Below are 22024 nucleotides of genomic sequence, written 5' to 3'. Positions count from 1 at the left end.
GCTACGGCCGCGGTTGCACGTCGACGCTCGGCGGCCGCGACTGCGGTTCCTGCGGCTTCTCGCGCACCGAGCGGCGCACGATGCTGAACGCGGCGGCGCCCCCGGCGAGAACGGCGACGGCGACACCGGCGATGATCCACGGGCGCTTGCCCCGTCGCTGTGCGCGCCGCGCGTCCTGCAGCGCCTGGGGCAGACCGGTGACCACCTCCTGAGCGGCGGCCAGTTCCTGGGCGAGGGTCTCCTGGGCCGCGGCGAGGTCTCGGGCCAGGCGCCCCTCCCGATACCGGCGCCGCAGCTGCTCGGCCGTCGACCGCGCGGACTGCACGCTCAGGCCGGCGACTCCCCGGGTGAGGTCCAGCGGTCCCAGTGTCGAGTAGGTCAGGCCGCGGGCCAGTCGCTCTCGCGGGGTCAGCCGGTCTTCCGCCTTAGCGCGCATCGGTCGCCTTTCTGTCGAGCCCGCAGTTCACCGAACAGACTGCCAGCATAGGGACATCGGCGGAGCCGCGTGCGGGCACGCCGGGGCGTAGTGGCAGACTCTGATGCCGTGACTAACAGCCCCTTTCAGACTGCTACCGCCACGCTGCACACCAACCGCGGTGACATCAAGGTCGCCCTGTTCGGAAACCACGCGCCCAAGACCGTGGCCAACTTCGTCGGCCTGGCCCAGGGCACCAAGGAGTACTCGACCCAGAACGCGTCGGGCGGCTCCTCGGGCCCGTTCTACGACGGCGCGGTGTTCCACCGGGTAATCCGGGGCTTCATGATCCAGGGCGGCGACCCGACCGGCACCGGCCGCGGCGGTCCGGGGTACAAGTTCGCCGACGAGTTCCACCCCGAGCTGCAGTTCGACCGGCCCTACCTGCTCGCGATGGCCAACGCGGGGCCGGGCACCAACGGCTCGCAGTTCTTCATCACCGTGGACAAGACCCCGCACCTGAACCGGCGGCACACCATCTTCGGCGAGGTCGTCGACCCGGAGTCGCAGAAGGTCGTCGACGCGATCTCGACGACCAGCACCGACGGCAACGACCGCCCGTCCGAGCCGGTGGTGATCGAGTCGATCACCATCTCGTAGCACGCGGCCTCTCAGCGTTGTCGCGGGCCCGCGTAACCGGCGGCGGTGAGCGCGTCGAGCACCTGGAGCGGGTCCGCCCCGAGATCCCAGCGGGACAGCACCACCAGGCCTCCGTCAGCGCTTTCCACCTCGAGTAATCGCACCGTGCGCCCGTAGCGGCGGAACTCGATGATCCGGATGATCTTGATGTCGGGGCGTTGTAATACCTGCGTCCGATACCAGCCGCGGACGGCCAGCCCGTCGGGTGTGATTGCCAGCTTCGGGCGCGCGCGCCACGACATCCCCGCAAACACGAGCAGACCCGCCGCGGCAACGCCGGCCAGAACACGCCCCGGCGGGTCTGTGACCACGGTCACAGCCGCGATAGCCATCAGAACGCCCGCAACTCCACAACCAGCGATTCCCGCCGGATGCGGCTCCCACCGTGTTTGCTGCATGCGCTGCTTAGCCCCTCCCACCACGGCCGATGCAGTTATCCACAATCTCTATCAACAGTGGGGATAAATCACACGCGTGTGATTGGGTGGTCGGGAAGTTGCTGGCGCAGGTGCGAATCATCCCGAAAATGAATTCATTTCGTACGCGGGCACGCTCAGTGCCAGCGCATCGTGAGCAACAAACCGGTGATCATGAAAGCGAACGCGATTGCGTAGTTCCACGGCCCCAATTGGGCCATCCAATTGAGGGCGGTCGGCGCCTGGCTGCCGACCGCGGCCAGCTGGAACACCATCAGCCACACCAATCCGATCAGCATCAGCCCGATGAACAGCGCGACGAACCACACGCTGGACGGTCCCACCTTGACCTTCACCGGCGTGCGGCTGACCGCACTGACGGTGAAGTCGTTCTTTTTGCGGACCTTGGACTTGGGCATGATTACCTCGCGGATTACCTCAACAACACGGTGAGCGGGACGGAGTGCGACGATGGACATCGCAGCCGCACCCAGAGCTTGGCTACGAGACTAACGCACCGGCCGCGGTGGCCAGGAAAACGGAGAGTCGATGGTCCAGACGCGCCAGTCGCCATGGCGCTTCGGCGTCCCGCTGGTCTGCCTGCTGGCCGGACTGCTGCTCGCGGCCACGCACGGCGTGTCCGGCGGCGCCGAGATACGCCGCAGCGACGCACCCCGGCTGGTGGACCTGGTGCGCGAGACGCAGGCGTCGGTGAACCGGCTCAGTGCCCAGCGCGAACAGCTCGCCGCCAAGATCGACGCCGCGCACGGCCGCTCGTCGGATGCCGCGCTGGCCGCGATGCTGCGCCGCTCCGCGCAGCTCGCCGGCGAGGCCGGGATGAGCCCGGTGCACGGGCCGGGCCTGGTGGTCACCCTGCAGGATGCGCAGCGCGACGCCAACGGTCGCTTCCCCCGCGACGCGTCGCCCGACGACCTGGTGGTGCACCAGCAGGACATCCAGGCCGTGCTCAACGCGCTGTGGAGCGCCGGCGCCGAGGCGATCCAGATGCAGGACCAGCGGATCATCGCCACGTCGGTGCCCCGCTGCGTCGGCAACACGCTGCTGCTCAACGGGCGCACCTACAGCCCGCCCTACACGATCACCGCGATCGGCAACGCCGCCGCCATGCAGGCCGCCCTGGCCGCGGCTCCCCTGGTGACGCTGTACAAGCAGTACGCGGTCCGGTTCGGCCTGGGCTATCAGGAAGAGGTCCGCTCCGATGTGCAGGTGGTCGGCCACTTCGAGCCCGACCGGCTGCATTTCGCCCAGCCCAACGGCCCGATCGGCTACTGACGCCGACTGACCGGCGGCGCGAGCGTCCGCGGGCGGTAACCTGGCACGATGCGGATCCTGGTTGTCGACAACTACGACAGCTTCGTGTTCAACCTGGTGCAGTACCTCGGGCAACTGGGTGTGGACGCCGACGTCTGGCGCAACGACGACAGCCGGCTCGCCGACCACAACGCCGTGGCCCGCCGGTTCGACGGGGTGCTGCTCAGTCCCGGGCCGGGCACCCCCGAGCGCGCGGGCGCTTCCATCGCGATGGTGCGCGCCTGCGCCGCCGAGCACACCCCGCTGCTGGGGGTCTGCCTGGGCCACCAGGCCATCGGCGTGGCATTCGGCGCCACCGTGGACCGCGCTCCGGAACTGCTGCACGGCAAGACCAGCAGCGTGCACCACACGAATGCCGGTGTGCTGCAAGGGCTTCCGGACCCCTTCACGGCCACCCGGTACCACTCGCTGACCATCCTGCCCGAGTCGCTGCCGCCGGTGCTCGAGGTCACCGCTCACACCGACAGCGGTGTGATCATGGGCGTGCGCCACACGCAGTTACCGATCCACGGCGTCCAGTTCCACCCGGAGTCGATCCTGACCGAGGGTGGTCATCGCATGCTGGCGAACTGGCTCACCGAATGCGGCTGGGTGCGCGACGACACCCTGGTGCGCCGGCTGGAAAACGACGTCCACGCCGCGGTGCGACCGTATCTCCCGGCCGATCCGGCCGCTACTGACCGAACTTCAGCGTGATGATCCCGTCCCGGTTGACCCCGGCCCCGGCCGGCGGGTTCTGATACACCACCCGGTGGGACTGGGCGCCGCCGGCGTCGACGTCGGGACCCTTGTCCAGGATCCCCGTCCAGCCCAGCGCCCGTAGCCGCGGTTCGGCATCGGTCCAAAACATCCCGGACAGGTCGGGCATGATGAACTGATTGCCCTTGGACACCTGCAGTTCGATCACCGAATCCACCGGAACCGTTTGTCCCTTGGGCGGATTGGTGCCGATCACCTCGCCGGCCGGGCGGGGGCTGTCCACCTGCACCTGGGTGATCTTGGTGAAGCCGTAGACGGTCAGGTTCTTCTGCGCGATGTCGACGGTTTGCCCGGCGATGTCGGGCACCTGCTTGGTCTCCGGCCCCGAGCCGACGATGAGGGTGATGACGTTGGTGATCGCCGACGTCTGGTTGGCCGGCGGGTTGGTCCCGATCACCTTGCCCAACAACTCGGGTGTGGACGGAGAGTTCGCCTGCTTGAACTTGCTGAACCCGGCGGCCTTGAGCTTGGTGACCGCGTCGGAGTAGCTCAGCGACGAGACGTCGGGCACCTCGCGCTGCTCCGGCCCGGTGGAGACGTTGATGGTGATCTCGTCGCCCGCGCTGACCGACGCGTTGGCGCCGGGGTCGGTGCCGATGACGTGGTCGGGCGGGATGGCCGAGTCCGGCTTCTGCAGGGTGCGGGTCTTGAAGCCGCGGTTCTGCAGCGCCGCAATGGCATCGGCGGACACCTGCCCGCGCACGTCGGGCACCTGGACGTCGCGGGCGCCGCCGCCGAAGGTGTTGAACGCGATGACGACGATGATGGTCAGGACCGCCAGCGCGGCCACCGCCACGATCCAACGGCCCACCGAACCCACCGTGCGGTCCTCGCCGCTGTCCGCGAGCACCTGGCGAGGCAGCGGATCGGTGCGCGACGGACCCGCGGCCCCGGCACCGGACGACAACAGCGAGCTGCGCTCGGCGTCGGTGAGAACCTTTGGCGCTTCCGGCTTTTCGCCGTTGTGCACCCGGACCAGATCGGCGCGCATTTCGGCCGCGGTCTGATAGCGGTTGTCCGGGTTTTTGGCCAGCGCCTTGAGCACGACGGCGTCGAGGTCGGCGGAGATGCCTTCGTGCCGCTGCGACGGCGGCACCGGGTCTTCGCGGACATGCTGGTAGGCCACCGCCACCGGCGAGTCGCCGGTGAAAGGCGGCTCGCCAGTGAGGATTTCGTACAGCACGCAGCCCAGCGAGTAGACGTCCGAGCGCGCGTCGACGGCGTCGCCGCGGGCCTGCTCGGGCGAGAGGTACTGCGCGGTTCCGATCACCGCCGCGGTCTGGGTGACGCTGTTGCCGCTGTCGGCGATCGCGCGGGCGATGCCGAAGTCCATCACCTTGACGGCATTGGTGGTGCTGATCATGATGTTCGCCGGCTTGACGTCGCGGTGGATGATGCCGTTCTGGTGGCTGAAGTTCAGCGCCTGGCAGGCGTCGGCGATGATCTCGATGGCCCGCCGCGGCGGCAACGGCCCGTCGGTGTGCACGATGTCGCGCAGCGTCACGCCGTCGACGTACTCCATGACGATGTAGGGCAGCGGCCCGGAGGGCGTCTCCGCCTCGCCGGTGTCGTAGACGGCGACGATGGACGGGTGGTTGAGCGCGGCGGCGTTTTGCGCCTCGCGCCGGAAGCGCAGGTAAAAGCTGGGATCGCGGGCCAGGTCCGCGCGCAGCACCTTGACCGCGACGTCGCGGTGCAGCCGGACGTCACGGGCCAGGTGAACCTCGGACATGCCGCCGAAGCCGAGGATCTCGCCGAGTTCGTAGCGGTCGGACAGGTGTTGCGGGGTGGTCATTGCGATGTCCAGTGTCGGGCGGGTCCGTCGCGGAATCCAGACGCCCCAATTGTGCCGTCATCCGGCCAGTCCAGCCGCAGGCCCGGGTGGGCCCCGGAGCCGCTCGGCGTCTTGGTCGGCGGCGGCGCCGAGGCGGGTGGGGTTCCGGTGTCGGTGACCGTAGGGGGCTGTTGCTGCTGGTCGGCGCGGGAGTTGATGACGATGAGCACCGCGATGATGATCGCCAGCGCGCCCAGCACCCCGGCGGCCCACAGCAGCGCGCGCTGGCCGGACGAGAAGGTGCGCCGGGCCGGGGCGGGCGGTGGCCGCCGGTGGCCGGCCGGGTCCGCCGCGGCGCGGCGGTGCGCCCGGAGGACACGGCTGCTGCCCGGGTGGTGGGGCTGGACGGAATGGCCGCCGGTGACGCCCGCCCGGGCGGCGGGGACTGGCTCGGCCGCGGCGGCCGGCGACCGGCGCGCACCGCGGCGACGGCGTCGGCGAACGGCCCCCCGCTGCGGTAGCGCATCGCCGGGTTCTTCACCAGGGTGATCTCGATGAGCTCGCGCACGTTGGGCGGCAGCTCCGCGGGCAGCGGCGGCGGAGGCTCCTTGATGTGTTTCATCGCCACCGTCAGCGCCCCATCCCCGCTGAACGGCCGCTTGCCCGAAACCACCTCGTAGCCGACAACTCCCAGTGAGTACACGTCGCTGGCGGGGGTGGCGTCGTGACCCAGCGCCTGCTCGGGCGCGATGTATTGGGCGGTGCCCATCACCATTCCGGTCTGGGTCACCGGCGCGGCGTCGACGGCCTTGGCGATACCGAAGTCGGTGATCTTCACCTGCCCCGTCGGGGTGATCAGGATGTTGCCCGGTTTGACGTCGCGGTGCACCAGGCCGGCGGCGTGCGCGACCTGCAGGGCGCGGCCGGTCTGCTCGAGCATGTCCAGCGCGTGCCGCAGCGACAGCCGGCCGGTCCGCTTGAGCACCGAGTTCAGCGGCTCACCGTTGACCAGTTCCATCACCAGATAGGCGGTGCGGCCCTCGCCGTCCAGCTGGCTCTCGCCGTAGTCGTGCACGGCCGCGATGCCCGGGTGGTTGAGCATCGCCGTGGTGCGCGCCTCGGCGCGGAACCGCTCGATGAACTCGGGGTCCTGGGAGAACTCCTGTTTGAGCACCTTGACCGCGACGCGCCGGCCCAGCCGGTTGTCGACCGCCTCCCAGACCTGACCCATGCCGCCGGTGGCGATCAGGCGCTGCAGGCGGTACCTGCCAGACAGCGTCACACCAACTCGCGGGCTCATGGTCCTCCCTGTAGCGCGGCCTCGATCACAGCCCGTCCGATCGGCGCGGCGAGTGCACCCCCCGTCGCGGACAGGCGGTCGGCGCCATTCTCCACCAACACCGCCACGGCGACCTTGGGGGTCTGTGCGGGCGCGAAAGCGATGTACCACGCATGCGGCGGTGTGTGCCGCGGATCGCTGCCATGCTCTGCGGTACCCGTCTTGGATGCGATCTGCACGCCGGGAATGGCCCCTTTCTGCTGTGCGACCTTCTCGGCGCCGACCATCAGCTCTGTTAGCTTAGCGGCGACCTGCGGCGACACCGCGCGCCGCTGCTCATAAGGGGTGGTGGTGCTGATCGTGGTCAGGTCGGGGCCCTTGAGGCTGTCGACCAGATAGGGCTGCATGGTCACCCCGCCGTTGGCGATGGTCGCTGCGATCTCGGCGTTCTGCAACGGGGTCAGCGCGACATCCTTCTGACCGATGCTCGACATGCCCAGCGCCGCGGCGTCCGGGATGATGCCGATGGTCGATTCGGCCACCTGCAGCGGGATGACGCTGGGCGTGCTGTCCAGGCCGAACGAGCGCGCCATGCTGCGCAACGCGTCCGCGCCGGTGAGGATGCCGAGCTGGACGAACGCGGTGTTGCAGGACAGGGCGAAGGCCTGCTGCAACGACACGGTCGGGTCGTTGCCGCACGCCTGCCCACCGTAGTTCTCCAGCGTCGCGGTGCTGTTGGGCAGCGGTATCGACGGCGCGGCGGTCAGCTGCTCGGTGTCGCTGGCGCCGGCCTGCAGCGCGGCCGCCGTGGTGATCACCTTGAACGTCGAGCCGGGCGGGTAGGTCTCGGAGATGGCCCGGTTGGTCATCGGGTTGTCGGGATCGTCGCGCAGCCGCTGCCACGCCTGCGCCTGCACCTCGGGGTCGTGCGAGGACAGCAGGTTGGGGTCGTAGGACGGCGACGACACCATGGCCAGGATCTTGCCGGTGGACGGCTCGAGGGCGACCACCGCGCCCTTGCACGGCGGGCCGCCGCAGCCCTGCTGCATGCCGTCCCACGCCGCCTGCTGGACCCGCGGCCTGATGGTGGTGTCGACGTTGGCGCCGCGCGGGTCGCGGCCGGTGAAGAAGTCGGCCAGCCGGCGCCCGAACAGCCGCTCGTCGGAGCCGTTCAGCAGCGGGTCCTCGGCGCGTTCCAACCCGGTGCTCGAGTAGCGCAGCGAGTAGAACCCGGTCACCGGCGCGTACTGGGCGGGGTTGGGGTAGACCCGCAGGAAGCGGAACCGGTTGTCGGTGGCGACCGAGTAGGCCAGCAGCTGGCCGCCGGCCACGATCTGGCCGCGCTGGCGGGAGTACTCGTCGAGCAGCACCCGCTGGTTGCGCGGGTCGGCGCGCAGCGAGTCGGCCGCGAAGACCTGCGTCATCGTGGCGTTGAGCAGCAGCAGCACGATCAACGCCATCACGGTCACCGAGATCCGGCGCAGGGAGGCGTTCATACTTTCTCGATCACCTCGGTGCTGGCCGCCGCGATCGACGGCTCGGTGCGGGCGCGGGTGCGCAACGGACGGCGGGCGCTGTGCGAGATCCGCGCCAGGATGGCCAGCAGCACGTAGTTCGCCAGCAACGACGAACCCCCGTACGACATCCACGGGGTGGTCAGCCCGGTCAGCGGGATGAGCTGCGTGACCCCGCCGACGACGATGAACAGCTGGATGGCCAGCGTGGACGCCAGGCCGGCGGCCAGCAGCTTGCCGAAGCTGTCCCGGGTGGCGATCGCGGTGCGCAGACCACGCACGATGACGATGGTGTAGAGCATCAAGATGGCCGCCAGCCCCACCAGCCCCAGCTCTTCACCGAAGGCGGCGATGATGAAGTCGGTCGACGCGGCGGGCACGGTGTCGGGCTGACCGTTGCCCAGCCCGGTGCCGAAGATCCCGCCGGTGGCAAAGCTGAACAGCGACTGCACGATCTGGTAGCCGCTGCCGTCGGGGTCGGAGAACGGGTCCCACCACATCTGCACCCGCACCCGGACGTGCGCGAAAATGTAATACGCGACAACGCTTCCCGCGACGAAGAGCACCAGGCCGATGGCCACCCAGCTGAACCGCTGAGTCGCCAGATACACCACCACCAGAAACGAGGTGTAGAGCAAAAGCGAAGTGCCAAGGTCTTTTTCGAAGGCCATCACGCCGACCGAGATCACCCAGGCCGCCAGCAGCGGGGCGAGGTCGCGCGGACGCGGCAGGGTCAAACCCATGAAATGCTTGCCGACGCTGGTAAAAAGGCCCCGCTTGGCGATCAGCACCGCGGAGAAGAAGATCAGCAGCAAGATCTTGGAGAACTCGGCGGGCTGAATCGAGAACCCCGGGAAGCGAATCCAGATCTTGGCGCCGTTCTGTTCGGACAGCGAGGCCGGCAACAGAGCGGGAATCACCAGGAATACCAGGCCGACCAGTCCACAGATGTAGCCGTAGCGGGCGAGCTGTCGATGGTCTTTGAGGAAGGTGACCACCAGTGCGAAGGTCACCACACCGATCAGGGTCCACAGCATCTGCTGAGTGGCGCTCGGGTGGTGACGGCCGCTGAGCTGATTGGTCACCAGATCCAGCCGGTGAATCATGACCAGCCCAAGTCCGTTGAGCAATGCCACAATTGGCAACAGCAGGGGGTCGGTGTAGGGCGCAAATCGCCGGATGGCCACGTGCGCGGATCCGAAGACGACCAGGAACACCAGTCCGTAGCTGACCGCGTTCCAGCGCAGATCGTGTTGTTGGTTGGCTTCAACGATCAGCAGCGCGGCCACGGTGATGGTGGCGGCGAAGCCCAGCAGCAACAACTCGGCGTTGCGCCGGGTGGGCAGCGGGGGCGTGACCGCGACCGGCGGCTGAAGTTGTGTGGTCATGCCACCGTCCGGCAGTCGATGCCCGGTTGAAGAGGGGGCCCGGGAAGCGCGGTCAACGTCTGCGACGTGGTGGTCGGGCCTGCCGGCGAAGAGCTCGCCGGGCCGGGGGTGGCGTTGGTGCTGGGAGTGGGGCTGGCGCTGGTGGTCGGTGGTGCGGGCGACGCGGGGCCGCCGGTTTCGGGTACAGGGCTGCGGGTGGCCTGCGCCCCGGGCGGTGAGGTGGCGCGCGGCGGCGGACAGAGCGGCAGCAGGTATTCGGCCAGCAGTTGACGCAGCTGCGATTCGGCCTGGTCAAGGCTGCCGCCGGGCAGCCCGGTTTGCACCTGGACCTGCCCGGGGCGGCGCAGGTCTTGCAGCGTCATCAGCTGGCAGTTGGAGCCGCCGGACTGCCCGTAGCTGATCAGCGACAGTTCGTTACGCGCGTTGAGGCAGCCCACCAGATAGGGCTGCTGCAGGGGCACCCCCAGCAGGCTGCCCTGAATCCCGCGGACGATGGAGATCCGGCCGTTGTATTCGGCGACGTAGTAGTTGCGCTGGATGACCCACCACCCCACGGTGAGGCCGGCCAACACAAGCATCACCGCCAGGGCGATGACGATGAACAGCCGTCGCCGCGACCACCGCGGCCGGCTGGGTGTTTCCGGTTGCGGCGCAACGCGTTTCGCGGACTCGTCGCGCGGCCGGATCGCCGAGGCGCGCCCGGCGGAGGTGTTGGGCAGGGTCAGCTGGTCCTCGTCGCCGGACACCGCCCCGGCCAGGATCGGCTGGGTTTGGCCGTAGTCGTAGTCGACGACATCGGCGACCACGACGGTGACGTTGTCCGGGCCGCCGCCGCGCAGCGCCAACTCGATGAGGCGGTAGGCGGCCTCGGCCACGTCGGGGATCTGCAGGGCCTCGAGGATGGTCTCGTCGCTGACCGGGTCGGACAACCCGTCCGAGCACAGCAGGTAGCGGTCGCCGGCGCGGGCTTCGCGCATGGTCAGCGTCGGCTCGACCTCGTGCCCGGTGAGCGCGCGCATGATCAACGAGCGCTGCGGGTGGCTGTGCGCCTCCTCCCGGGTGATGCGGCCCTCGTCGACCAGGGTCTGGACGAACGTGTCGTCCTTGGTGATCTGGGTGAGCTCGCCGTCGCGCAGCAGGTAGCCGCGGGAGTCGCCGATGTGCACCAACCCGATGCGGTCGCCGGCGAACAGGATCGCGGTGAGGGTGGTGCCCATGCCCTCCAGCTCTGGCTCCGCTTCCACCTGGGCGGCGATCGCGGCGTTGCCGGCGCGCACCGCCTCGTCCAGCTTGGCCAGCAGGTCGCCGCCGGGCTCGTCGTCGTCGAGGTGCGCCAGGGCGGCGATCACCAGCTGGGAAGCCACCTCGCCGGCGGCGTGGCCGCCCATCCCGTCGGCCAGCGCGAGCAGCCGGGCGCCGGCATAGACGGAGTCTTCGTTGTTGGAGCGCACCAGGCCGCGATCACTGCGCGCGGCATACCGCAGGACCAGGGTCACGGGCGTTGCTCCTTGATCCCGGCGGGCGAACCCGCCGAGCCGGTGTCATCGCCGTAGGGGCGGTCATGGCGCAACTCGATCGCCGTTTTGCCGATTCGAATCGGCGTTCCGATCGGAACTCGTACCGCAGTGGTCACCTTTGCCCTGTCGAGGTAAGTGCCGTTGGTCGATCCTAGATCCTCGACGTACCACTCCGAGCCGCGCTGAGTCAGCCGGGCGTGCCGCGCCGAGGCGTAGTCGTCGGTGAGCACCAGGGTCGAGTCGTCAGCACGCCCGATCAACACCGGCTGCCCGCTGAGGGTGATGCGCCCGCCGGCCAGCGCGCCCTCGGTCACCACCAGATAGCGGGCGGCGTGGCGGCGCTGACGGGACGGCAGCAGGGTGCTGCGCAGCGCCAGGCCGCGACGCACCATGACGGCACCGGTGGGCGCATAGATGTCGGTCCGCAGGATTCGCAGCACGGACCAGATGAATACCCATAGCAACATTAAAAATCCGGCGCGCGTCAGCTGCAGTACCAGTCCCTGCATCTGGCGTCCTTTCCGTCCTAGCGTCGTGTCTCCGGCGCCCGTGACTCCGAGCACATCGGCTACGTCACGATACTTGGACGGTGGTCGACACGGGGCGAAGCACGGCAGCGGTGAGCCCAGTGGCCTAGTGGATCCGGACGATGATCTCCGAGTGGCCCAACCGGATGACGTCCCCGTCGGCCAACTGCCACTCCTGGACGGGTGCGTTGTTCACCGTGGTGCCGTTGGTGGAGTTCAGGTCCGACAGCAGCGCCACCTGTCCATCCCAGCGGATTTCCAGGTGCCGCCGTGAGACGCCGGTGTCGGGCAACCGGAACTGCGCGTCTTGGCCACGGCCGATGATGTTCGAGCCCTCGCGCAGCTGGTAGGTGCGGCCGCTGCCGTCGTCGAGCTGCAGGGTGACCGTGGTGCCGGTGGACCCGTAGCCGCCCTGGCCGTAACCGCCGTAGCCGCCGGCCTGTTGCCCGTAGTCGGCGGGCTGACCGTACTCGGCCGGCTGGGCGTACTCCGGCTGCTGGCCGTAGTCGGCGGGTTGGCCGTACTCGTACTCGGAGCCGGGCGCCTCGGGGTAGCCGCCGCCCGGTGGGGCGTAGGTAGCGCCCTGGGCGTGCTCGGCGTACTGCGTGTACTCGGCGGACCCGTAGTCCTGGCGGCCGTATCCTCCGCCCTGCGGGTAGCCCTGGTCGTAGCCGCCGCCCTGCTCCGGGTAGGCGGGCCGCTGCTCGGGCGGGGCGTAGCCGCCCTCGTCCGGGCGGGCCGGGCCGCGACCGTAGTCGCCGTAACCGCCGTAGCCCTGCGGGCCGCCGGCGGGCTGGCCGCCGGGCGGGGGTAGCCGCCGCCGGGTGGGCGGTAGCCCTGGTCATAGCCCTGGCCGCTGTATCCCGGCGGTGCGGGCGGACGCTGTTCGTAGGACTGCGGGTAGCCGCCCTGCGCCGGCTCGGGGTAGCCGCGCAGGTCGGGATAGCCGTGCTGCTGGGCGGGTAGCCGGCCTGGCCCGGCTCGGGGTAGCCGCCGCGCTGGTCGGGGTATCCGCCGTGCTCCTGGTAGCTCTGCGGCGGCGGGTAGCCGCCTTGCTCGGGGTAGCCGCCCTGCTCGGGGTGGCGGGGCGGCGGGTAGCCCTGCTGGGGTGGGTAGCCGCCCTGTTCAGGCGGGTAGCCGCCGCGCTGGTCCGGCGCACCCTGCGGCTCCGAGCCACCGCGCGCGTCGTCCTGGGGACGCCCGTAGCGCTCGTCGTAGTACTCGTCGCCGGGCCGTCCCGGCCCCTGGGCCCCGCGGTAGCTCGAATTGTCAGTCATTGGTGCTACTCCTCGTTCTTCGCCGAACGCGTTATTTGATTGTGGCCGGACGGGGTCGTCGACCGTCGGGCGGGGCTGGACATCAGGGTTGACAGCGCCACAGGCGCGGTACTGGCCGGTGCGCAGGCTCGACGACTGCTCGAACCGAACGACCACCTCACCATACGTTTGCCACCCCTGTTCGTGGATGTAGTCAGCCAAGTACCTCGCGAAAGCGCTCGACGTGAGATCCGGATCGGCGCTGACCTTCTCGAAGTCGTGCATACCGAGGGTAATGATGTATTCGTTGGGGGCCAAAAGGCGATTTCCGTGCAGCTTCTGGACACCGTCGCGGGCCTCGCGGCACAACAGGGCCTCGACCTCTTGCGGGACGATGGGCCCGCCGAACACGCGGGCGAACGCGTTATCGACCGTCGCCTCGAGTTTGCGCTCGATCCGCGCAACCAGCCCCCGTTGGCTACTCATGTTCTACCGTTCGCCCGCACTTGCCCTCAGGTATTGCCGGTGCGCGGCAAACGAATCACCCGGGTGCTGGTTCACTCCCGCATGGTATCGGGACAGCACGACGCCGCGGCACTTCCGAAATCGTGAGAACCGCATCCACGCAGTTCAGGGGCGCGCCCGCGGGGTTGGGCATAATGGACGGCGGGCCACGGCCCCACTGCGGCGGTTCGGGAATCGGGCCATTACAGTGGTATGGTCCATCGGTTGTTTTTCCGGGCGAGTGGCGGAATGGCAGACGCGCTGGCTTCAGGTGCCAGTGTCCTTCGGGACGTGGGGGTTCAAGTCCCCCTTCGCCCACACTGAGCGGTTCGACGAAAGGTCACGGCCTCGAAAGAGGTCGTGACCTTCGTGCTGTCCGGGGATCGGCGGCGCGGGCGTGCGCGCGGCCTCCCGTTATAGTTGGCGACGGATGTCGAGCAGGTGGTGCTGGGCTTCGTGTGCGGTGTGCACCGCGACCCAGCGGAGCGACCGCTCGGCGGTCACCGGGTAGTGGTAGACGACGGTGCGGTCCCAGTCCGCCGTCGTCAACCGGGCCAGCACATTGCCGAACAGCAATGCGGCGTCGGCGAGTTGGCGAGCCACGGTGCCGGGTTCCTGCTCGTTGTATCCATCATGAACGGCGCGGTCCTCGCGGCCCATCGAGACGCAGTCGACCCCATTCGTCCGCCGCGCCGCGAGCACCCGCTCGCGCTGCACCAGCAATACGTCCCGCAGGTGGCAACCGTACTCGAGCGGCGACCAGACACCATCACGTGGCCGAGAGCGAACGTCAATTGTGTTGTCGCACAAGATCGTGACGACCTCGGCCACTCGCGCGCGGACGTCATCGCCGGCGGTTGGGGCCTGCCGCAGGTCGTAAGCGAAACCGCATTCCCGGCACGGATCGGTCACCAGCACATGATGGCAGACCTGGTCGCCGGGCGTCCGAGCGCCGTGAGCAGCCGACCGCTTCCGAAGTGGTTGGCGCCGTGGGCAAGTCACGCCGGTCTGGGCACGTCTTGGTCTTGGTTTGGTCTTGGCCTTGGGCGACGGCCGGCGCGCCGCGTCGTGGTTGGCGGTGACACACACCACACCCGTGTGCTGAGGGTAGCCTTACCTAAATCATGTGGATATGGTCCGGGTAATGACCTCCTCCAATCCACCACTGCCCCGCGCCGTCGATGATCGGTTGGTCAGCATCCTTCGCGACGACCTGGACCTCAAGTTCGAATCACTCAGTCCCACAACGCGTCTGATCGACGACCGGGGAATGGACTCGGTCGCGTTCGCCGTCAGCCTGGTCGCCATCGAAGAACGCTTCGGTACGCAGTTGAGCGAGGAAGACCTGCTGTATTGCACAACCGTCGGCGACCTGCAGTCCGCGATCGCCGCCAGGGTCAACGCATGAACGTCCTCGCCGCCGCGATACGCGACGCGATGACCCGATCACCGCACGACCTGGTGGTCCTGGACAAAGACTCCGACACATGGCGGTCCTGCCCTTGGCCCGAGGTGCACGGCATGGCCGAAAGCATCGCCGCGCGTCTGCTTCAGCGGGACCGGCTGGGAGCCGTGGGCCTCGTCGGTGAGCCGACCGTCGAACTGATCGCCGCCATCCAGGGCGCGTGGTTGGCCGGCGTCGCGGTGTCCCTTCTCCCCCGGCCGCGGCGGGGCGCCGACCCGTCGGAATGGGCGCACAGCACCCTGCAGCGCTTCGGCGGGATCGGCGTCGACACGGTGCTGAGTCATGGCGGTGTGCTGCGCACCCTGGCCGCCGCCGACTCCGCCGTTTCCGTTTGCGACCTGGCCCAGGCGGCTCGCACCCCGTCGTCGACCGGCCTTGAGTACCAAGATGATTCGGGCGTTGCGATCCTGCAGGGCACGGCGGGCTCGACGGGGAACCCGCGCACGGCGGTGCTGTCGCCGGCCGCGGTGTTGAGCAATATGCGCGGCCTCATCGAGCCGCTGCGGCTCGACGGTGCTTCGGATCGGGCATGTTCGTGGCTGCCGCTCTACCACGACATGGGGTTGGCGTTCCTGCTCACCTCCGTGCTCAGCGGCATGCCACTGTGGCAGGCGCCGACGGGCGTCTTCTCGGCGGCGCCGCTGCGCTGGGCGGAGTGGCTGTCCGACAGCCAGGCAACGTTCACCGCCGGCCCCAATTTCGGCTACTCGATGATCGGCCGCTACTCGGGGAGGGTGCGCGACGTTGACCTCGGGGCGCTGCGGATTGCGATCAACGGGGGCGAACCGGTGGATTGCGAGGGGTTCCAGCGGTTCGCAACGGCGATGGCGCCGTCCGGCTTTCGGGCAGCGGCCGCCACTCCGGCCTACGGGATGGCCGAGGCGACGTGTGCGGTGACGATGCCCTTCTGCGGAGAGGGATTGCAGATCGACGAGCGAACGGAATCCGGTGTCCGCCAACGGTATGCCCTGCTGGGCGGCGCCATCGCCGGGATGGAGCTACGCATAGCTGCGACCGACGAGCCGTCCGGCGAGGGCGTCGGGGAGGTCGAGATCCGCGGATCGTCGATGATGACCGGCTATTTGGGCGACACGACGGGCCGATCCGACGGTGATTGGTTCCCGACCGGGGACATCGGCTATCTGGTCGACGGCGCGCTGGTCATTTGCGGTAGGTCCAAAGAGGTCATCACTGTTGCCGGCCGCAACATCTTTCCCACCGAGATCGAACAGGTGGCCGCGCAAGTGGACGGCGTGCGGCACGGCGGCGTGGTCGCGGTGGGATCCAAATCCGGTGCGGCGCAATCCCGATTGCTGATCGCGGCCGAGTTCGTCGGAGCGGACCGTGATGTGACGCGCAGCGCCGTCATCAAGCGGGTCATCTCGGTCTGCGGGGTGACACCGGCGGACGTCGTGCTGATGCCGCCGGGGTCGCTGCCGCGCACGTCGTCGGGCAAACTCAGGCGACTCGAGGTGCGCCGCCAACTGCTGGGCTGAGCGGACGGTTTTCGGCCGACCCGGCGGTTGTTCGGCTGTAGTGAATTGACCGGTGCGCCCGCGCCAGTACCCTCATGAGCAGTTCGGGAGGGTTGCAGATGCGCGTCAGCACGCGGCGCCGGTGTGGCGATGAGCGCTCGGCCGCGAAGGTGCCATGGGACTCCCGTACATAGATAAGCAGGCGCTGATCGCCGAAGCCGGCGGTGACCCGTGGGCGATCAATGCGAGCCTGCAGGCGGGCAGCCCGTCACAGATATCCAACCTGGCCGGGGCCTTCCACCGCGCGGGCCGCTGCACGCAGGAAGCCGACAACGCGTTCCAGCAGGCGCGGTCACGATTCGACGCGGCCTGGAATCACCAGGACGGCGATCATCCCATCAACGACTCCGAGGAAGTGCAACGCGTCACGAAAGCCCTTGGGGCCCAGTCCTTGCAGCTGCCCAAGATCGGCGCCGACCTGGAAGGCATTGCCGCCGCGCTGGCCGAGGCGCAGAAAGCGGGTGCGGCGCGGATCGCCACTCTGGATGCCCAGTTGAAGAACATTTCCGACCTGGTGGTCGAGGCGGTCGCCCTATTGAACGACAAGAGCCTCAGTCCGGCTGACCGGGATGCGCTGCATGCCCTCATCAACACATGCGAGGACGACGCCCTGCGCGACACCAAGGCGGCCCTGGCTGATCTGCAAGCGATCCGCAACGGCTACGCCGATGGGCTGCAAAAGTCGTTGAACAGCCTGCACGCCGAAGGGTATGACGGCGCGCCCCTCCATGGTGTCGACGCCGACGGCGTCGCCCCGGCCTCTCCGGCCCAACAGGCCGCCTTGGATGACATTCGCCGGGCCACCAATCAGGCCGTCCTGGACCAGATGGCCAAGGTGCGTGCCGCGCAGCGGGCTCTGGACAAGGCGATAGCCGACGTCTATGCCCACGGGCCCGGCTCGCCGGAAGGCGAGGCCGCCAGCGCCCAGCTACCCAAGCTCAAGGCCGATCTCGCCCATGCGCTCGACGACCTGGGCAAGATTCCCGACTACACCGGCGTCGACCCCGCGTCGGTGAATGTCACGCCCGATGGCCACTTCATGTTCACCTACAACGTCAACGGGCAGCCCGTACAGGTTGTCGGCCAGCTCAAGAACGGGACGGGCGAATTCTTCGACCAGGCCACCGGCACGTACTACATCTTCAACGGCGGCAAGTTGACCGGAATGCGCACGCCCGATCCGGGGAAGGTGGAAGCCACCTCCGAGCCGTTGTGGACCGCCATCACGACCGCGGTAGGCGGATACGGACTCAAGGTGGGCGGTACTGCCGCTTGGCAAGGCCTGAAAACGCTATTCAGCCGGGAGATGTTGGAGGGATTGACGAGCGAGAACGTTATCTCCCGGGCGATGACGGGGGCTGAGGTGCGTGCGGCGCTCGCTGAGGCCGAGTACCCGCGCGGCATCGGCGGCGAGCCCGTTCCCAGTACCCATCCGCTTGAGCCTCCTCCCGTGGAGCACACTCCCCCGGCCGATGCACCCGTCGAACATGCGCCCGGTGGGCCGCACGTCGCCGTGCCCGACAGTCCGCCGCCTTTACCGCCGGAACAGCCGCCGCCACCCCCGCTTGCCTCGGACCATCCGCTCTTCGAGGGATACCATCCGATCGATCCCGGCCCGGAATTCACCAACGCCGACGGCAGCCTGCGATATCCCGACGACACGTTGCCGACCAAGCCGTACGCGGTACCCGGGACGGTCGTCCCGGATGCTCAGTTGTCGGCTGGGACAGTTCTGAGCCGATTCGGGTTTCCCGGTGGCGGATACCTGGCCCCCGAAGGAACACCGTTCGCCGAACTGGCCCTCCCACCAGGAAGCGCCGGCAAGCCGTACTTTCAATATGTGGTCGACGACCCGACCCGCCTTCCGCCCGGGTGGCACATTGAGCAGTCGGAGGTGGCGCCGTGGTTTCATCAGCCCGGCGGCGGTCAGCAGTACCGCATTATTAACGAAGAGGGAGCGACGGGCGATGTCGCGGAATTGGTCAGGTGGGGCTACTTGAGAAGGATTAACTAATGGTCGATTTCTCGCGCTTGTCAGTCAATTGGCATCGTTGGGGGCCCGCAATAGGTGGCGGTAATATCGGCGTCACCACAGACTGCGAAGACTGTGCAATTCGCTTCACAAGTACCGACTATTCTGTCCACGTCCGTGAAGAACAAACTTGGTGGGTAGTCGATACGGTTAATGACCGTGGGCAGCGCCGCAACGCGGCTGCCAAACTGTCGAATTTCGAGTTGGCCGAAAAGTATCTCATTTGGGACTGGGCCACGACGGCGCGTTCGGACCTCGCATCTGGCCGTCTGGGCGCCGACCTTGCCAAGCAAGGATTCGCCCCGAAAATCGAAGTATCCAAAATCGACACGAAATACAAAATCTGCTCAGGTAACGATTGCGCCATCTTGTCTGAGGTGAACGCCACCATCTTCAGCCATCTGATCGATAAATCGGTGGATCAGATCGAGCGGCTGATTACGGGTGAGCCCAGCTGATCGTGTGGTAAACGCCGATTCCGCGGCCCGCCGCGCGAGGGGGCTACCAATGCCACCCACTGCGGGACTTCCGGCGTGACCGGATCTGTGACGTGGTCGAGGTCCGATGCGTCTCGAGCACACGTGGCGTTGCGCCGAGCAGATGGTCAGAGAAGGCATCGCATAATCGGTCGAAACTGGGCAGCCGAACACCCACTCAACTGCAGTGTCGAACCATCCCCGGGGCCGTTGAAACGTCCGCACGGGCCTGGTCGGACCGATGGTCCGCGCGAGAAACAGATCGCGAAACATGTTGTCACACTGAGTAATTGCGCCCCAGGTCAAGTCCAGGGACGTGGTGTACGTCGTCGTCGTGTGATTCTTCGGGGTGATGGTTCAGGCGGTTAGTGCCGCGGGGGTGTCCTCCTGCTCTGTTGATGGGGTGTGGTCGGCGCGGGATTTGCTGAGGACGTCGAGGCCGAGGTAGCGCCGCGATTCGGCCCATTCGTCATGCTGTTCGGCCAGCACGGCGCCGACGAGGCGGATCAGGGCGTCGCGGTCGGGGAAGATCCCGACGACGTCGGTGCGCCGGCGAATCTCCTTGTTGAGCCGCTCCTTTATCCGGCCCTCGGGGGCGGGTCAACCCGTCGGGGTGGGATGTTCATCGATCGAGGCGCTGGAGGTGGTCGGTAAGGGCGTGGGCGACGCGGTCGTGGCGGCGGCTTCGTCGGTCCAGCCGCGGCACTCGCGTCGGTTCTGAGGCCTGGACGTCGGCGAGTTGGTCGGTGAGCGTGTCGCGGAATTCGGGGCGGTGACGTAGTTGTCGCAGGTTTCGCAGATGTTGGCATAAGGGCACGCGCCCGCGGATTCGTGGCGAGCGCAGTATCCGTGTGCAACGCGGGTTTTCAGCATTTCACTGTGCAGCCAGCCGACCTTGTCGGGCAGGATCGGTTTGCCGACCGGGGTGAGGGTGAACTGGCGGCGCATCTTGCCCATCGCTTCGTCGTAGGCCGCGCGCAGGGTGGGCGAGGCCAGGGTGGCGTAGCGGATCGTCATTTGTGGAGTGACGTGCCCGAGTAAGGACATCAAGGCCTGCAGACTCATCCCGGCGTTGGCGAGTTCGGTGGCCCAGGTGTGGCGCAACTGATGTGGAGTGACCATCAGGACGCCGCCGTCGGGACGGTGCAACCCGGCGGATTCAGCGGCGGTGAGCAGCCCGTTGCGCAGCCGGGTGTAGCCCAGGCGGCGTCCGTGCCGGGTGAACAGAAAGTCGGTGAGCACGCCGGTGCGTGGGTGCGGCAGCGGCCGGTGCGTGCCGCGGAGGGCGACCCACTCGTCGAGCGCGGCGAGGGTCGCGGCGGAGAGCGGGACCATGCGTTCGGTGGCGAGCTTGCCCAGTGGCACCTTCAGCCAGGTTCCGGCCGGTCCGTAGTCGATGATGCTGCCCAGTTCGAGGTCGAGCAGTTCCCCCGCCCGCAGGCCGGCACCACGCAGCACGGTCAGGCCGATGCGGGCGAACGGATCCTGCAGGTGGGCAACGGCGTTCATCACTGCCGCGTCCACATCGGGTGCTAGCGCGCGTGGCAACGGCTGGTCGAGTTTGGGGACGTCGGCGGCGAATACCAACCGCCGTGGTGGGGCCTGCGCCCAGCCCCAGGCGGTGATGTCGTCGAGCAGGTTGCGCAGACTGAGCACTGCCGACTGGGCCACCGCGGCCGAGACGGTGCGCCCGGCGCCCGCGGCGGCGCGCTGACCACGCCAGCCCCGGGTGCGATTCCATTTCAGGTAGCCCTCGATGCAGCTCCGGTCGAGTTCACGCAGGCTGATGACGTCGGGATGGTGAGCGGTGAGGTATTCGGCGAAGGGCAGCAGGTCGTTGATCAGCGACTCGACCGATTTGGGCCGCAGCACCGCCGCGCGCACGCCGATGTAGCGCAGCAACGTCTGACGGATCGGGTCGGGCATCTCCACCTCGGTGAAGCGCTGCTCGAGGCTACGGGCCCACCGCCGGCGTTTCGGCGCGGTGTCGATGACCGCGGTCTCGAACAACAGCTGCCGCAGGCTGGCCAGCCGCCCCCTGTATGCCCGCCGCGACGATGGGGCACCACGGTACGTGACAGCGCGGCGTCGAAGTCGTCGAGCGCGTCGCCGGTCAGGTCGGCGACCATTCCGCCGTGGTGTGCCAGCACTACCGCCAGACATTCGCCGAGGACCGTCTCGACCCAGGAACTCCTCCAGCCCAACCGAATTCCCGCATTCCGCAACGCGGCGAATCCGCTCGGATCCCGGTCCTCCACTGCGCGGCCCAGCCCGGTCAACTGTTTGACCGCGGCCAGCTCGACGTCCAGCCGTAACGCCGGTGCCGATCGTGTGACAGGATCAGCGGCCACGCCCGGTTGTCCGACTATCTCGGCGATCCGCTCGGCTGCCGGCAGCGTCATCCAGGCGTGCAGGTCGCGGTGGCGTGCGGTGAAGTCGCGAGCGATCCGAATCCGGTCGCGGTACCGCCCGCCCGCTCAAACCCAGGGTGGCGACGTGGTCGAGATAATCCGCCACCACCCTCGTCGGCGCCTACGGGTTGGCCGACCAACACCGTGGTCACTGCCGGGCTCCGGCCAACGTCGCACGAGCAGCACCGTATTCGGCGGCGAGCTGCTCGATCGACAAATGCACGTAGCGGGCCGTGGTCTTCCGGCGAGACATGCCCCATCAACGCCCGCAACGCCAGCAGATCGATTCCGGCCGCCGACAATTCGGTGCCGTAGGTATGCCGTAAACGGTGCGGGCGGACTTCTTGTGGCGCCAGAGGTCTCCCGGTGCCGACGGGAACAGGCTGCGCAGCCCGGCCTCGCTGACCGGTGCACCGGTCGTCGGGCCGCGCAGCACTACGAAGCACTGCGGCGTCGCCAACCCCGGCGGCCGCTCCCATCGCAGGTAGGCGGCGAGCTCGGTGAAGAACGCCGCATCGACCGGGACATGACGTTCCTTGCCGCCCTTGCCGATCACCCGAAGCCGGCGCCGGCCCATATCGACGTCGGCGAGCAGCAGGCCACGCGCCTCGGCCGAACGCAGCCCTCCGAGTAGCATCACCAGCACCATCGCCCGGTCCCGGTGCGTTGCCAGTGTCGCCAGGAACGCGTCGACATCGTTGGTGGACAACGATTCCGGAAGACGC

Annotated in this window: 16 protein-coding genes, 1 tRNA gene and 5 pseudogenes; 8 read left to right on the top strand and 14 right to left on the bottom strand. The window is 68.2% G+C overall.

The window, feature by feature from the left end; translation table 11 throughout:
• Position 1: 1 nt before the first annotated feature.
• Positions 2 to 436 carry a cell wall synthesis protein CwsA gene (gene cwsA, locus NF20_RS22400; RefSeq protein ID WP_019732995.1) on the bottom strand — a complete coding sequence of 145 codons (435 nt, stop codon included), beginning with the start codon at positions 434 to 436 and terminating at the stop codon, positions 2 to 4.
• Positions 437 to 526: 90 nt separating this feature from the next.
• On the opposite strand from cwsA, the gene NF20_RS22395 reads away from it, so the two are divergent.
• On the top strand, positions 527 to 1075 hold the full coding sequence (locus NF20_RS22395) for a peptidylprolyl isomerase (protein WP_009974159.1): 549 nt from the start codon (positions 527 to 529) through the stop codon (positions 1073 to 1075).
• 11 nt (positions 1076 to 1086) lie between these two features.
• Here NF20_RS22395 and NF20_RS22390 read toward each other — a convergent pair whose 3' ends face one another.
• Together NF20_RS22390 and crgA are read right to left on the bottom strand one after the other, a co-directional pair.
• On the bottom strand, positions 1087 to 1512 hold the full coding sequence (locus NF20_RS22390) for a PH domain-containing protein (RefSeq protein WP_033711389.1): 426 nt from the start codon (positions 1510 to 1512) through the stop codon (positions 1087 to 1089).
• Between the two features lie 155 nt (positions 1513 to 1667).
• The gene (gene crgA, locus NF20_RS22385; protein WP_003872098.1) at positions 1668 to 1949 is read right to left on the bottom strand and encodes a cell division protein CrgA; all 282 of its coding nucleotides are present in this window, start codon (positions 1947 to 1949) and stop codon (positions 1668 to 1670) included.
• Between the two features lie 130 nt (positions 1950 to 2079).
• On the opposite strand from crgA, the gene NF20_RS22380 reads away from it, so the two are divergent.
• Both NF20_RS22380 and NF20_RS22375 read left to right on the top strand, forming a co-directional pair.
• Positions 2080 to 2823, top strand: a complete 744-nt coding sequence (locus NF20_RS22380) for a DUF881 domain-containing protein (protein ID WP_003876787.1) — start codon at positions 2080 to 2082, stop codon at positions 2821 to 2823.
• A gap of 48 nt (positions 2824 to 2871) precedes the next feature.
• On the top strand, positions 2872 to 3558 hold the full coding sequence (locus NF20_RS22375; protein ID WP_009974170.1) for an aminodeoxychorismate/anthranilate synthase component II: 687 nt from the start codon (positions 2872 to 2874) through the stop codon (positions 3556 to 3558).
• On the opposite strand, the gene pknB is transcribed toward NF20_RS22375, so the two are convergent.
• From pknB to NF20_RS26870, 7 genes and pseudogenes are all read right to left on the bottom strand, one after another.
• Complete coding sequence (pknB, locus tag NF20_RS22370; RefSeq protein WP_003872101.1) at positions 3536 to 5416, bottom strand: Stk1 family PASTA domain-containing Ser/Thr kinase; 1881 nt, start codon at positions 5414 to 5416, stop codon at positions 3536 to 3538. The two genes, NF20_RS22375 and pknB, sit on opposite strands and share 23 nt — an antisense overlap.
• A pseudogene (locus NF20_RS22365) lies at positions 5413 to 6695 on the bottom strand (serine/threonine-protein kinase). Before NF20_RS22365 ends, pknB begins: the two are co-directional and overlap by 4 nt.
• Complete coding sequence (pbpA, locus tag NF20_RS22360) at positions 6692 to 8170, bottom strand: D,D-transpeptidase PbpA (protein ID WP_003876791.1); 1479 nt, start codon at positions 8168 to 8170, stop codon at positions 6692 to 6694. The pseudogene NF20_RS22365 and the gene pbpA overlap by 4 nt, the downstream one beginning before the upstream one ends.
• On the bottom strand, positions 8167 to 9576 hold the full coding sequence (locus tag NF20_RS22355; RefSeq protein ID WP_011723286.1) for an FtsW/RodA/SpoVE family cell cycle protein: 1410 nt from the start codon (positions 9574 to 9576) through the stop codon (positions 8167 to 8169). The genes pbpA and NF20_RS22355 overlap by 4 nt, the downstream gene beginning before the upstream one ends.
• Positions 9573 to 11072, bottom strand: coding sequence for a protein phosphatase 2C domain-containing protein (locus NF20_RS22350; RefSeq protein WP_011723287.1), 1500 nt, complete (start codon positions 11070 to 11072; stop codon positions 9573 to 9575). Before NF20_RS22350 ends, NF20_RS22355 begins: the two co-directional genes overlap by 4 nt.
• A gap of 68 nt (positions 11073 to 11140) precedes the next feature.
• Positions 11141 to 11602 (bottom strand): annotated as a pseudogene (locus tag NF20_RS22345) (FHA domain-containing protein FhaB); the annotation flags it as partial.
• A gap of 124 nt (positions 11603 to 11726) precedes the next feature.
• A pseudogene (locus NF20_RS26870) lies at positions 11727 to 13332 on the bottom strand (FhaA domain-containing protein).
• Positions 13333 to 13615: 283 nt separating this feature from the next.
• Between NF20_RS26870 and NF20_RS22325 the strand changes: the two are divergent.
• A tRNA-Leu gene (locus tag NF20_RS22325) sits at positions 13616 to 13698 on the top strand.
• 96 nt (positions 13699 to 13794) lie between these two features.
• Here the strand turns inward: NF20_RS22325 and NF20_RS22320 are convergent.
• Positions 13795 to 14298 carry a DinB family protein gene (locus tag NF20_RS22320; protein ID WP_033711385.1) on the bottom strand — a complete coding sequence of 168 codons (504 nt, stop codon included), beginning with the start codon at positions 14296 to 14298 and terminating at the stop codon, positions 13795 to 13797.
• Between the two features lie 226 nt (positions 14299 to 14524).
• On the opposite strand from NF20_RS22320, the gene NF20_RS22315 reads away from it, so the two are divergent.
• The 4 genes from NF20_RS22315 to NF20_RS28815 all read left to right on the top strand — a co-directional run bounded on the left by NF20_RS22315 (position 14525) and on the right by NF20_RS28815 (position 18870).
• Positions 14525 to 14788, top strand: coding sequence for an acyl carrier protein (locus NF20_RS22315; protein ID WP_033711384.1), 264 nt, complete (start codon positions 14525 to 14527; stop codon positions 14786 to 14788).
• Entirely contained in the window at positions 14785 to 16341 is a 1557-nt protein-coding gene (gene mbtM / locus NF20_RS22310; protein WP_033717512.1) for a long-chain-fatty acid--ACP ligase MbtM, read from the top strand. Before NF20_RS22315 ends, mbtM begins: the two co-directional genes overlap by 4 nt.
• A gap of 154 nt (positions 16342 to 16495) precedes the next feature.
• On the top strand, positions 16496 to 18394 hold the full coding sequence (locus tag NF20_RS22305; protein ID WP_023882262.1) for a TNT domain-containing protein: 1899 nt from the start codon (positions 16496 to 16498) through the stop codon (positions 18392 to 18394).
• 221 nt (positions 18395 to 18615) lie between these two features.
• Positions 18616 to 18870, top strand: a complete 255-nt coding sequence (locus NF20_RS28815) for a hypothetical protein (protein ID WP_016705393.1) — start codon at positions 18616 to 18618, stop codon at positions 18868 to 18870.
• 375 nt (positions 18871 to 19245) lie between these two features.
• Here NF20_RS28815 and NF20_RS22295 read toward each other — a convergent pair.
• The 3 genes and pseudogenes from NF20_RS22295 to NF20_RS22285 form a co-directional block, all read right to left on the bottom strand.
• Positions 19246 to 19464: pseudogene (locus tag NF20_RS22295) on the bottom strand (transposase); the annotation flags it as partial.
• 24 nt (positions 19465 to 19488) lie between these two features.
• The gene (locus NF20_RS22290) at positions 19489 to 20898 is read right to left on the bottom strand and encodes a tyrosine-type recombinase/integrase (protein ID WP_255343501.1); all 1410 of its coding nucleotides are present in this window, start codon (positions 20896 to 20898) and stop codon (positions 19489 to 19491) included.
• A gap of 549 nt (positions 20899 to 21447) precedes the next feature.
• Positions 21448 to 22024 (bottom strand): annotated as a pseudogene (locus NF20_RS22285) (tyrosine-type recombinase/integrase); the annotation flags it as partial.

Source organism: Mycobacterium sp. MAC_080597_8934 (genome assembly GCF_000523975.1).
Taxonomy (GTDB): domain Bacteria; phylum Actinomycetota; class Actinomycetes; order Mycobacteriales; family Mycobacteriaceae; genus Mycobacterium; species Mycobacterium avium.
The sequence above is the reverse complement of the archived record's forward strand: the minus strand, read 5'-3'. Positions and strand labels throughout refer to the sequence as shown.

Bases quoted from the DNA above. Each gene is read 5' to 3' on its own strand.
- NF20_RS22315 (WP_033711384.1), top strand. From the start codon at position 14,525: ATGACCTCCTCCAATCCACCACTGCCCCGCGCCGTCGATGATCGGTTG.
- NF20_RS22355 (WP_011723286.1), bottom strand. From the start codon at position 9,576: ATGACCACACAACTTCAGCCGCCGGTCGCGGTCACGCCCCCGCTGCCC.
- NF20_RS22380 (WP_003876787.1), top strand. From the start codon at position 2,080: ATGGTCCAGACGCGCCAGTCGCCATGGCGCTTCGGCGTCCCGCTGGTC.
- pknB (WP_003872101.1), bottom strand. From the start codon at position 5,416: ATGACCACCCCGCAACACCTGTCCGACCGCTACGAACTCGGCGAGATC.
- crgA (WP_003872098.1), bottom strand. From the start codon at position 1,949: ATGCCCAAGTCCAAGGTCCGCAAAAAGAACGACTTCACCGTCAGTGCG.
- NF20_RS22375 (WP_009974170.1), top strand. From the start codon at position 2,872: ATGCGGATCCTGGTTGTCGACAACTACGACAGCTTCGTGTTCAACCTG.
- NF20_RS22390 (WP_033711389.1), bottom strand. From the start codon at position 1,512: ATGCAGCAAACACGGTGGGAGCCGCATCCGGCGGGAATCGCTGGTTGT.
- cwsA (WP_019732995.1), bottom strand. From the start codon at position 436: ATGCGCGCTAAGGCGGAAGACCGGCTGACCCCGCGAGAGCGACTGGCC.
- NF20_RS22305 (WP_023882262.1), top strand. From the start codon at position 16,496: ATGGGACTCCCGTACATAGATAAGCAGGCGCTGATCGCCGAAGCCGGC.
- mbtM (WP_033717512.1), top strand. From the start codon at position 14,785: ATGAACGTCCTCGCCGCCGCGATACGCGACGCGATGACCCGATCACCG.
- pbpA (WP_003876791.1), bottom strand. From the start codon at position 8,170: ATGAACGCCTCCCTGCGCCGGATCTCGGTGACCGTGATGGCGTTGATC.